Raw genomic sequence first — 11,458 nt, 5'->3', positions numbered from 1 at the left:
TAGCCGACTTAGCCGCATGTGAAGTCGAAGGGCAGGTCGTGGCTGTCGACACGGCGTCGGGCCAGCTCGTGCTTGAGGTAGTCGAAGACGCTGCCGGGCACCCGTTGGGCGGGGGCGCCGGGGCGCTCGACCTCGACCGTCTGGTCCTCGACCCGGTACCTCACCGTCTCCGAGAGCGGTCCGCTGGCGTCCCCGAGGAAGGAGAAGCGCGACAGCCCGGGTTCCACGTGTGCGCTGTCGAGCCAGAAGGCGGGTACCTCGGAGTCGGCGAAGAGGCGGGAGAAGACGGCCTGGGTGTCCACCGCCGACTCGATCACCCGCAGGTGCAGGAGGTGGCGTGCGCCCTCTCCCCGTGCGGTGGCGTCCTCGGCGGAGGCGGGGCGGTCGACGTGGCGGCGTCCCTCGTTGTGGGTGGCCGTCAGGTCGCGGAAGTTCCTCAACAGCAGGTGTCCGTGACTGGTCTCGATCGACTCGGGGTGGAACTGCACACCCCACAGCGGGCGCTCCCGGTGGCGCAGCGCCATCAGTGTGCCGTCCTCGGCCCAGGCGATCGGTTCGAGGGTCGGTGGCAGCGGTTCGGGGACGGCCAGCGAGTGGTAGCGGACCGCCGTGAAGCCCTGGGGGATTCCCGAGAACAGGTCGTCTCCGGTGTGGGTGACCGCGGTCAGGAAGCCGTGCCGGGGTTGGGGGGCGGGTGTCACCTCGGCGCCCTCGCTGACCGCGATGCCCTGGTGGCCCAGGCAGACGCCGAGCACGGGCACGGACGCGTCGGCCAGGATCCGTGCTGAGGCGCCGAAGTCCCGGGGGCGGCCGGGGTGCCCTGGTCCTGGGGAGATGACGATGTTGTCGAAGGCGTCGGTGTCCAGGCGGTCGGCCTCGGGTGAGTCGTTGGTGACGACGACCGGTTCCTCGCCGTTGACCTCGGCGATGAGCTGGAAGAGGTTGTAGGTGTAGGAGTCGTGGTTGTCGATCAGGAGGGTTCGCATCCCAAGCTCTCTAGTCCTGGGCCGCGCGCCGCTCGCGGCGGTGCGACGGGCCGTGGGGCGGGGTGGTCATCCTTGGGCGACCAGCCGGCTGACCGTCTCTGTCACGCGCAGTGCCTGTTTCTCGTTCAGCCGCGGGTCGCACAGGGTCCGGTATCCGTCGTCGGTCACGGCGCCGTCGTCGGTCCCGTCCGTGTCGAGGCATTCGGTGACGTCGTCGTCGGTCGCCTCCAGGTGCACGCCGCCCGGCCACTCGCCCGCCTCGCGCAGCGCCGCGAAGAAGGCCTCGATCTCGTGGAGGATCCGCTCGACCCTGCGGGTCTTGCGTCCGGTCGCGAGTTTTTCGGTGTTGCCGTGCATGGGGTCGCAGACCCACACCACGTGGTGGCCCGCGGCGCGGACGGCCCGGGCCAGCGCGGGCAGGCGGTCACGGACCCGGTCGGCGCCCATCCGGCAGATCAGGGTGAGCCGTCCGGGGCGCCGGTTGGGGTTCAGCGCGGCGCACAGCGCGACGATCTCCTCCGGTGCGATGTTCGGCCCGATCTTGCAGCCGACCGGGTTGGCGATGGTGGCGTGGAACTCCACGTGCGCCCCGCCGACGGCGCGGGTGCGTTCTCCGATCCAGGGCATGTGCGTGGACAGCAGGAACCACTCGCCGGTGCGGGGGTCGCGCCGCACCAGCGGCTCTTCGTAGTCGAGGACCAGGGACTCGTGGCTGGTCCACAGTCCGGTGTGGGTCCACCCGCCGCGGTCGGTGGGCAGTGTCTCCCCGTAGCCGGCGATGACCGACCGCAGCGATCCGTCCCAGGGCCGGTCGATCGGGTGGGGGCCTCGCCCCGGATCCTGGGGCAGGGGGTGGGGCCAGGTGTCGGCCAGTCCGTGCGTGGCCCGCTCGTGGGCGAGGATGTGCAGTTCGTTGAGCACGGTGCGCGAGACCCGGTAGGCGGCCAGCAGCCGTTGGGGGTCGGGGGTGCGCAACCGCTCGTCGGGGCGGGGGTCGTTGACCAGCTGGCCGCGGAACACGGGCAGTTCACGGTCGTCGACGACCTCGGTGGGCTCGGACCGGGGTTTGGCGAACTGTCCGCCGATCCGGCCGACCGCCACGGTCGGCAGGTCGGCGCGGTCGCTGACCGTCTCGGCCATCATTCCGATGAGCCGGTGCTTGCCCCGCACCGCCGCCACCCCGGTGGCGTCCATCGGTTCGGCGCAGTCCCCGGCCTGGATGAGGAACGCCTGCCCGGCGGCCACCCGGGCCAGGGACGCCTCCAGGCGACGGACGTCGTCGACCGCCGTCAGGGCGGGCAGGGTGGCGAGCTGACCCAGGACCGTGCGCAGCTGCGCCGGGTCCGGCCACGAGGGCTGTTGGTGGATGGGCAGTGCGCGCCAGCGGTCCCGGCGCCAGACCGGGGGGCCGCCGCGCCGCCCGACGGGCGCTTCGTCGAGTGCTGGTGATGCCGTGTGCATGAGTCGGTGCTCCTCGTGGAAGGGGGGTCCCGCGGGGTCCCGGCGCCCCGGGGAGGGGCGCCGGGGGTGGGGGCGCGGTCGAGCGAAGAGGGTCGGCTCACGGGCCGCGGTCGAGGGCGTCGGGTGACGTCAGCTCGGGGGCAGGGCTCGCACGAGCGCCTTGGGTTCGGTCAGGAAGCCCGCCAGGCTTCCGTCGTGGGGTTGTTCGGGCCGTGAGGTCCACGGGCGGACGGGGCCCGCGACGACCTTGCGGACGGTCGGCTCGCCGAGTAGCCGACCGATCAGGTCCTCACGGTCGCTGAGCACGCTCACCACCAGGGAGTCCCGCAGTGGCGCGGTGTCGTCCTTGTCCTCCCAGGGGGCCACCACCACGAACGGGAAGGGCAGCTCCGTGCCGACGAGGTCGCCGTGGGTGTCGGTGGTCGAGACGACCAGGGGGCGCATCAGGGTGTGCCCGTCCTCGGTACGGGTGACCGGGCCGTCGGGGTAGCGGTGGCTGGAGTGGTCGATCGCGCCGTCGGTCACCCGTCCCAGGTACGCGCGCATGGGTTCGGCGGTGTCCTCGCCAATGGCCGGGAGCGCGGCGTCGGGGTGGGTGGGTGTCAGCGTCGGCAGTTCGGCCAGGCGTTCGGCCAGGCGTTCGGCCAGTGCGACGTGGTCGCCGTGGACCAGGACCGCTGAGATGTTGTTGCAGCGTACGCCCCCGTCGTCGGCGATCCAGTCCACCAGTCGCTCGACGAGCGCGTCCGTGAGGGGGACGTCGACCAGTGCCTTGCTGTTGCCGGGCCCGCGGACCAGGACGTCGTCGCGGCTGCCCCAGCGGGCCACCGCGTCGGGGCCGCCGTAGACCAGTCCCAGGTCGGCCTGGGTGATGAGGTGTTCGCCGATCTCGTGGCCGCCCGGCAGCAGGCTGATCTTGTCGCCGGGCAGTCCGGCGGCCAGGAGCGCAGCGACCAGGCGTCGGGGGGTGAACGGGTCGCGACTGCCGGGGCGGACGAGTACGCCGTAACCGAGGGAGAGCGCCCGCACCCAGGACACGTTGGGTTCGGGGTGGTTGTTGGGGACGACCGCGGCCAGCAGGGCGCCGCGCGGCACCCAGTGGGTCTCGAACCCGGCAACGGCGAAGGGGGCGGGCAGTTCGGACCGGTTGAGCAGGTCGACCCGGCCGAGGCTTTCCTCGATGCCCCGGCTCGCCCGCTCGATGGCGCCGATCGGGGCTCCGGTGGCGGCGCTGACCCGCTCCCGGTACTCCTGGGGGCTCTCCCCCTCCAGGTCGGCGTGGGCGAAGAGGCGGCCCGCCTCGGCGAAGACCTCGGGGTCGGGTGCGGTGCGGTCGGCGGCCGAGCGCATGCGGCCGACGGCTGCCTGGGCGAGCAGGCGGGGGGCCAGTCCGACCTCCGCCAGTGTGGTTCCGTCCAGGGCCCGCAGTTGGGTGCGGTCCCGGCTGGGGGTGGACGCGCCGCAGATGACGGGGTCGATCCGGGTGGGGGTGGTGTCCATCAGTACACTCCCTCGATGACCTTGGTGCCGGTTCCGTCCTGGAAGGGGGCGATGTCGGCGAGGCCGTCCGTCGTGCCTCCGGGTGCCGGGGCGAGACGGATCGCGGTGTCGCGCTCCAGGACGTTGGGCAAGAACATGTCCCGGGCCAGCAGGTGCATGAGGACCCGGCCGCGCTCGCCGTAGGCCACGGGAGCGCCCTCGGCGTCGATGACCTCGACCACGGACTGGGGGAAGAAGGGGACGAACACGCAGGGCTGGGTGTCGTCGTCCAGTCGGGGCCGCTGTGGGGCGATCCCCATGATCGTGTTCCCGTAGATCGCCGCCACCGAGGCGTTGGGGAAGAAGGTGTTCTCGATCTGCCACAGGGTCTCGGGGCTGACGCTGGTGCCCGCCCACATCAGCCCCTCCAGGCGTTGGGCGACCCGCTCGTACAGGGAGGCGCGTGAGCACAGGGACTCCAGCACCGGCGGGGTGATGAACAGGACGCGGATGTCCTGGGAGTCGACGATCAGCTCGACCTGGTCGAGCAGGTACTCGCGGTACTCGGCGGCCAGCTCGGTCCGGCCCTGGGCCAGCAGTTTCTTGACCCAGCGCGGATCGAAGTCGACGGTGAAGCACAGGCCGCCGCGTGACGCGGCCAGGTGTTTGATGGTGCGGCCGACCACGTGCGGGCCGCTGGGACCCACGTGCAGCCAGTTGCCCTCCTCGGGGAATCCGTGTTCGCTCAGCACCCGGCCGACCCAGTCCACGTTGCGTCCCCGGGACAGGCCGTCGACCACCCGCTTGGGGGCGCCGGTGGTGCCGCCCGACTCGAACACCTCGAAGGGGGTCCCGTGGGCTCCCGTGGGAACGAGGTCCTCGGCGCGGACCGTGCGCAGTTCGTCGCTCAGGTCGGGGAAGCGGCGCAGGTCGCCCAGTTCCTTGACGTCGGCGATCGGGTCGAAGCCCAGGCGTGGGGCCCGCTCCAGCCAGAAGGGCGACCCCGTGGCCGGGGAGAAGTGCCATTCCAGGATCGCGCGCAGGTAGGCGTCGGGGTCGGCCGCGGCTTGGGGGGCGGTCCAGCCGTCCAGCAGCTCGTGCATGGGTGCCTCCGTCATGAGATCGCCTGGTCGAACCGGAAGAAGCCGTGGGGGTCGTAGTCGCGTTTGACCCGGGACAGGCGCGCGTAGTTGGTCCCGTAGTAGGCGTCGCGCCAGTCGTCCAGGTAGGGGTCCATGAAGTTCTGCAGCGTGTGGCCGTTGGAGTAGGGGTCGAACGTGGCGAACCCGTCGTGCAGGGCCGCCAGGACGGTGTCCTTCTCCTCCTGGGTGGCCTCGGCGTCGTTGACGCCGAAGGTGAAGGAGATGTTGAGGAAGGCGCTCCGGTGCGTGAACGCGGTGGCGTCGGGGGCCACCTCGTTGGTCTGGCCACCCATGATGCGCATGGACAGGATCCGGATCTGACCGGCCTGGCGGTCGGCCTCGAAGGCGCCCAGGACGTCCTCGATCCCCGACCGGGGGATGGGGTCCTCCAGCAGGCGGGAGCGGGACAGGCGGAAGGCGTCGCGGGGCAGCATGCCCTCGGGGTTGAAGCCGACGCGGTGGCACTGGGCGACCGACTTGTCGGAGCAGCCCCACACGCTCATCATGGTCTGGCGGTAGGTCTGGTCCAGCACGTTGCGCTCGGTGGGCTCCCGGCCGACCAGGCCGACCAGCCGGTCGATCTCGGCGGCCAGGGTGTCGGGGTCGGTCAGGGCGGTGCCCACGATCTGGAGCAGGACGGGCTGTCCCGGTGCGCCGTCGGGCATGATCGCCAGCAGGTCCCCCGCGATCTCCCTGGGCAGGTCGGCGACCCACTCCTGCAACCCGGTGATCACCTCGGCCGCGTCGTCCCACGACCACACGACCCGGAACTGGCCCATCCGCTCGACCGGCACGTGGTCGAGGGTGTATTCGGTGATCACGCCGAAGTTGCCGCCCCCGCCGCCGCTGATGGCCCACAGGAGTTCGGGGTGGCGGTCGGCGTCGCAGGTGACGACGCGGCCGTTCGCCAGGACGACACGCGCGGCCCGCAGGTTGTCGGGAGCGACCCCGTCCCTGCGGGTGAAGGGGCCGGTGCCCCCGCCTGTGACGAACCCGCCGGCGGCGACGGTGGCACAGGTGCCGTTGGGGACGGCGACGCCGTGGGGGGTCAGGGCGTCCAGGGCGTCCACGGCCTGGATCCCCGCCCCGATCCGGGTGGTGTGGGCGCCGACCGACACCGCGTTCAGCCGGGAGACGTCCAGGACCAGCCCCTCGGTGGTGGAGTAGCCGGCGTTGTTGTGGCCTCCGCTGCGGGGGACGGCCGCGATCCCGTGGTACTGGGCGAAGAGCACCCCGGCCTGCACGTCGCGGTTGCTTTGGCAGTACAGGACGGCCTGGGGACGGATCTTGTCGTACTCGGCGACCTGGAGCTGGATCGCCCGCTCGTAGTCGTCGTCCGCGGGCAGGACGACGTCACCGTCCACGAAGCGTTCCAGCATGCTCCACGAGTGTCGTGGGGCGCCCGCGGCGTACAGGGGGCCGGCGGACAGTACGCCAGCGCCCCCGGCGACGGTGGCCGCGGCGGCGGTCGCACCTATCCGCAGAAGACTTCTTCTTCCGATGTTATTCACTACTGGTCCTTTTGCGAGGAGGTCACCAGCGACAGCAGATGGTCGCCCCGGGGCCGGTGAGGTCCTGATATTCGTCCTGCCAGTCAACAGGGTCTGCGTGGATGGTTAAATGTTTCCACCCCCATGGGTTCTGCGGCGGTTATCGCATGACGATGCCACCGAACACGGAAGTGTCTGCCGCTTCTTTGCGTGTCACTCCCCAGGCGCGGAGCCGGGGGACCGCATGCGGAGACGCTTCGGGGCGGCGGAGGAACCTCTCCCTGGGCGGCTCCAAAACGTGAAACTCACAGTCGAGAACGTTAGCCGCAACGGTCTCGGATGAATATGACAAAGACATGGCTGATGATTGCCATGGCGGATCGGACTTCGTGGGCGTCGGGTGTGACAGGTCTTTGCCATCTCCGTCGCGTCGCGTTTGTTCCGGGGCGTGGGCCCAAGTGGGGCCACTTGTGCGGATCGAGGGGATTGGGCCATCCTGAACTGCGGTTTTCCGGGGTGCCCGAGTGGTCGCGGTCGCCGACCCCGTGAGGGCCGCTGATCCCCGCGGCCGGGGAGGGGCGGCGCGTCGCCGGGCCGGTCGCGCGGCGGGAGGAGCCGCCCCCGGGGCGGCATCGGTTCGTATCGCGCACAGACACGGCTGTCGCGAACGTCGCCTCCGATCGGGTCCGTCGTGTCGGCTCTCGCGCCACAGACGCGACTCCGCGCCCCGGAACCACCCGGACACCCACCCTGACCAGCCGCGTTCAAACCTCTCTAGTGAACAAACCTCTGCGGCCGATGTCGGCCACTCTAAAAAAGGACAAACAGGTATATTTATGTACATATGTCAATATTAATAACATATTAACAAAAACACTCATATTGGACATTGGCTGGTCAATCATGATTTTCGCGAACCCTTCGGCTCTTCCGCTCGGGGGTTTTGAATGGTGCAGTCGGCTGGTGGTCCGGCGTGATCTTGATCCAGTCCATGTACAATTTCGCCCGGGGTGGCGGGTATGCCCCAGTTGTATAGATGCGCGAGGCGATTGAGGTTTCCTTCTTATGTCTGAGAACCACTTAGGTTCCGCCTTCCCATGTCTGAGCACCACTCGGGTACTAAATATTTCCTTGAAATTAACCAGAAGCGCCTGATGAAACCTACCTACGCGATGCCGCGATCCCGGATGTCGGACCCACATCTGAACGAAGTACTCACCAAGCCCCGCATGGTGGGCAGGCACGCAGAGAGCGTGGACATATCACGGCTGCTCGGCGCAGGCACCCGTCTCCTGGTCGTCACCGGTCCGGCCGGGGTCGGCAAAAGCCGTCTGGCGCTCGAAGCGGCCTGCTCGATGAGAGAACTCTTCGAGGGCGGGGTGGAGATATTCGACCGTGCCCAGGAGAGCGGTTCTGAGGAGGCGGCGGAGAAACTGGCCCGACTCACCGAGTGCGTTCGCTCCACAACGGCACCGGACGGCGTTCAGCCTCGGCGGCTCCTCGTCGTCGACAACCACGTACCCGGCGACGAGCCGCTCAGGGAACAGCTGCGCAGGAGTCTGGCCCACGATCCGTCCCTGAGCATCCTGTTGACGAGCCGTGAGGCGATCGGGTGGTACGGGGAGAAGCTCTACGAACTCCACCCCCTCCCCCTGCCCTCCCCCGCCGCCGAGGTCGAGCGGTTTTTGACCTCACCCTCGGTCCAACTCCTGATGGGAAGGTCTGACGGCTACCTCGGCGACCTGGAACGGCACGGACCAGCGCGATTGGCGGTCCTGGACCTGGTCACCGCCCTGGACGGTCTGCCCCTGGCCATCGAGCTGGCCGCGCCCTGGCTCAAGGCGCTGTCCCCCGAGGCGCTGCGGGAACGGCTCCGGTTCAGCCTGGAGATGCTCAGCGCCCGGTCCGCGGGGGTCGTCTCGCTCCGGCACAGCAGCATGTCCGAGGCTCTGGCGGAGAGCTACTACACGCTTCCGCCCGAAGCGCGCAGCACCCTGGTCCAACTGAGCCACCACGACGAGTTCACCTTCGAGGACGTGCACCGGATCATCGGGGGCGACCCCAGCGCCAACGACCGCACCCTGCGTCTGCTGGTGGAGAACCACCTCCTCCGAGTCCACCAGGGCGGCCTCGGGAACCCCCGACTCTCCCTGTTGAACACCACGCGGATCTTCGCCCAGGAGACCGAGCGCGCCGACCGGTCGGCCGGCCCACTCCGGGAACGGACCCCGGTGAACGAGCGGGTGTATCCGCTCACTCCCCGACAGAGACAGGTGGCCGGCCTCATCGCCGACGGCCTGACCAACCGGGAGATCTCCAAGAGCCTGAACATCGCCGAGTGGACGGTGATCAACCACGTTCGCGAGGTGATGCGCCGGCTGGGCTGCTCCTCCCGCGTCCAGGTCGCCAGCTGGTTCGCCGTCCACGGCCGTCCCCGTGAGCCGCTCTCTCCGGGAACGACCCCCGACTCCTGGCGATCCGAACCCGCGACAAGGAGCTCCATCCCATGACCGGCCAAGCACGGGTCCTCAGGGAACCGCACCGGACCCCCTCAGCGCGCGGACGCCACGGAAGGCGGAGCGCCCGGCACCTGATCAGTCACCCCGGCTCCACCACCCTGCTGCTGGAGCGGATCCTGGACCTGCCCCTGACGGTGCGCGTGCTCCGGCAGGACGTCCGTCCCGCGGAACGGCTGCGTACCGATCTGCGGGAGTCGCTCGGGCTGACACCGTCCGCCCGGGTGATCGTCCGCCACTCGGAACTCCGCACACCCGACGGCGTCCCGGTCTCACGCAACACCGTCGTCTCCGACGTCCTGACCCCGAGCGAGATCGCCCGGGTGCTGACCGATCCGACCACACCGCTGGGGCGCAGCCGCCTCCTGCGCGGCGGTGAACAGGAACGCTGCCCGGTCTCGTTCGGTCGCTCGCCCTGGGACGATGGGGGCCGGCGCCAGGCGATGTGGCGCAGCTACCTCATCCGGCTCCGCGCAGCCCCGCCGATCTACGTCGAGGAGCGCTTCAACCCTGACCTGGTTTCCGAGTCATGAGGCGCCTCGTCGTCGTCGGGGCCGGCCCCGTGGGACTGACCGCCGCGCTGGCCGCCCGCCACCGTGGCCTCGACGTCAGCGTCGTCGAAGCCGACCCGCGCTCCCGCGCCCGCCCCGGGAGCCGGGCGATCTTCGTCCATCGGGAGTCACTGCGCGCCCTCGACCGGATCAGCCCCGGACTGGGTCTCGAACTGGCTGGTCTGGGGTTGGTCTGGGGGGCCAAGCGGACCCTGTGGGCGGGCCGAGAGGTCTACGCGCGGGTCTACGGCCCCAGCCGGGGTCCCTTCCCGCCGTTCAGCAGCCTGCCCCAGTCGCTGCTGGAGGAGCGGCTGCGCCGGGCCTGTGACCGGGTCGGGGTAGGCGTCCACTGGGGGGCTCGGGTGACCGGGGCCGTCTCCGGGGCCGACGGGGTCGCCGTGCGGACCGAGGGCGGTCAGATCGAGGGCACCCACGTGATCGCGGCGGACGGGGCCCGCTCCGTGGTCCGGGAGGCGGTGGGGATCGCGTTGGCGGGCTCCTCGTCGGGGACGGACTTCGTCGTGGTCGATGTGCACGACGCGAAGCGCCCGTTGAGGGCCGAGCGCGTCCTGCACTACCGCCACCCCGCGGTGGACGGGCGCAACGTGCTGCTCGTGCCCTTCCGCGGCGGCTGGCGGATCGACCTGCAATGCGCGGGAGAACGGGAGTCGGCTGCTTTCGCGGCGGATCCGGACACCTGGGTCCCGGACGTGCTCCCCGGGCACCGGGTCGCCTGGGTGTCCCGCTACCGCTTCCACCAACGCGTCGCCGAACGGTTCGTGGACGAGCACGGCCGTGTGCTCCTGGCCGGCGACGCGGCCCACCTGTTCCCGCCCTTCGGTGCCCGCGGGATGAACTCCGGCGTCGCGGACGCGGTGGCCGCCGTTGACGCCGTGGCCGAGGGAGGGGCCCAGGAGTACGCCATGCGGCGGCGGGCCGCCGCGGTGGCCAACTGCGCGGCGGCGGGACAGGCCTGCGCGCACCTGCTGGCGCGGACGTGGCCCGGTCGGGTCCGCCAGCGCGCGGCGGCGCTGGCGGCACCGGTGTGGGAGCCCGCCGGGCGGTGGTTGGACACTGCGGCCTTCGGCCCCCGGATACGCCGGGTCCGGTACTGATATTCCTCGGGGGTGCGGGCGAGGTGCCTCGCCCGCACCCCCGAGGGTGATGCCTGTGTTCAGCGCTTGGGCGGGGTCATCCCCGTGCTGATGCCCAACCGGTTGTAGAAGTTGATCAGGCCGATGGCCATGATCAGCGCCGCGACCTCCTTCTCGGAGAAGTGCTTGGCCACGTTCTCGTACACCTGGTCGGTGACCCCGTGTTCGCCGAGCTTGGTAGCCTCGTCGACCAGAGCCAGGACGGCGCGCTCGGCCTCGGTGAACAGGCTCCCCGCCTCGCGCCAGGCGCCGACGAGGAAGAGGCGTTGCTGCGACTCCCCCGCCTTGAGGGCGTCGTTGGAGTGCAGGTCCACGCAGAAGGCGCATCCGTTCAGGTAGGAGGCGCGCAGCTTGACCAACTCGTGGATGTCTCTGTCGATGACGGTCTCCACGAGCTCGCCGATCTCGACGAGCTTGGTGTAGACCTCGGGGAGCTCCTTGCCCGCCTTCACCCGCGTGGTGCTCATGGGTGTGATCCTCTCGGTGTCGCCTCCGCGGGAGTCTCGATCCCTCCGAGAACTCCGTTGCCGGTCGGAGAAGTTACCAGCCGTAACCGAAGGGCCACCATGGCAGTTTTTTGTCATACGGGCGGCCTCGCGTTCTCCGTGGTTCGGAGGGGTCCGACCCCACGCGTGCCGTCGCCAGGCGCGGAGAACGAGACGGATCCCTGTTGTCGACG

Annotated in this window: 9 protein-coding genes; 3 read left to right on the top strand and 6 right to left on the bottom strand. The window is 70.2% G+C overall.

The genetic code is table 11. From position 1 onward, the window contains the following. Positions 1-8: 8 nt before the first annotated feature. The 5 genes from D471_RS33060 to D471_RS0104950 all read right to left on the bottom strand — a co-directional run bounded on the left by D471_RS33060 (position 9) and on the right by D471_RS0104950 (position 6,447). Positions 9-986 carry a glutamine amidotransferase-related protein gene (locus tag D471_RS33060; protein WP_017597611.1) on the bottom strand — a complete coding sequence of 326 codons (978 nt, stop codon included), beginning with the start codon at positions 984-986 and terminating at the stop codon, positions 9-11. A 66-nt stretch (positions 987-1,052) separates the two neighbouring features. Further along, positions 1,053-2,447, bottom strand: coding sequence for a 3-deoxy-7-phosphoheptulonate synthase (locus D471_RS0104965; RefSeq protein ID WP_017597610.1), 1,395 nt, complete (start codon positions 2,445-2,447; stop codon positions 1,053-1,055). A 129-nt stretch (positions 2,448-2,576) separates the two neighbouring features. Then, a complete protein-coding gene (locus D471_RS0104960) occupies positions 2,577-3,947 on the bottom strand; it encodes an aldehyde dehydrogenase family protein (protein WP_017597609.1) in 1,371 nt (456 codons plus the stop codon). Next, the gene (locus tag D471_RS0104955; protein ID WP_206538921.1) at positions 3,947-5,044 is read right to left on the bottom strand and encodes an acyl-CoA synthetase family protein; all 1,098 of its coding nucleotides are present in this window, start codon (positions 5,042-5,044) and stop codon (positions 3,947-3,949) included. The genes D471_RS0104960 and D471_RS0104955 overlap by 1 nt, the downstream gene beginning before the upstream one ends. Next, a complete protein-coding gene (locus tag D471_RS0104950) occupies positions 5,041-6,447 on the bottom strand; it encodes an FAD-binding oxidoreductase (RefSeq protein ID WP_017597607.1) in 1,407 nt (468 codons plus the stop codon). The genes D471_RS0104955 and D471_RS0104950 overlap by 4 nt, the downstream gene beginning before the upstream one ends. 1,340 nt (positions 6,448-7,787) lie before the next feature. Between D471_RS0104950 and D471_RS41100 the strand changes: the two genes are divergently transcribed. The 3 genes from D471_RS41100 to D471_RS0104935 are packed head-to-tail and all read left to right on the top strand — an operon-like array spanning position 7,788 to position 10,740. Further along, positions 7,788-9,068 (top strand): helix-turn-helix transcriptional regulator, encoded by a 1,281-nt coding sequence (locus D471_RS41100; protein ID WP_017597606.1) that lies wholly within the window; start codon positions 7,788-7,790, stop codon positions 9,066-9,068. After that, positions 9,065-9,607, top strand: coding sequence for a chorismate--pyruvate lyase family protein (locus tag D471_RS33055; protein ID WP_017597605.1), 543 nt, complete (start codon positions 9,065-9,067; stop codon positions 9,605-9,607). Before D471_RS41100 ends, D471_RS33055 begins: the two co-directional genes overlap by 4 nt. Continuing rightward, positions 9,604-10,740, top strand: a complete 1,137-nt coding sequence (locus tag D471_RS0104935) for an FAD-dependent monooxygenase (RefSeq protein ID WP_017597604.1) — start codon at positions 9,604-9,606, stop codon at positions 10,738-10,740. Before D471_RS33055 ends, D471_RS0104935 begins: the two co-directional genes overlap by 4 nt. Positions 10,741-10,799: 59 nt before the next feature. Here D471_RS0104935 and D471_RS0104930 read toward each other — a convergent pair whose 3' ends face one another. Next, a complete protein-coding gene (locus D471_RS0104930) occupies positions 10,800-11,246 on the bottom strand; it encodes a carboxymuconolactone decarboxylase family protein (RefSeq protein ID WP_017597603.1) in 447 nt (148 codons plus the stop codon). Between the last annotated feature and the right edge of the window lie 212 nt (positions 11,247-11,458).

Origin of the sequence: Nocardiopsis lucentensis DSM 44048 (genome assembly GCF_000341125.1) — a bacterium.
GTDB classification, from domain to species: domain Bacteria; phylum Actinomycetota; class Actinomycetes; order Streptosporangiales; family Streptosporangiaceae; genus Nocardiopsis; species Nocardiopsis lucentensis.
Note: the sequence above shows the minus strand (reverse complement) of the source record. Positions and strands in the feature narration are given on the sequence as shown.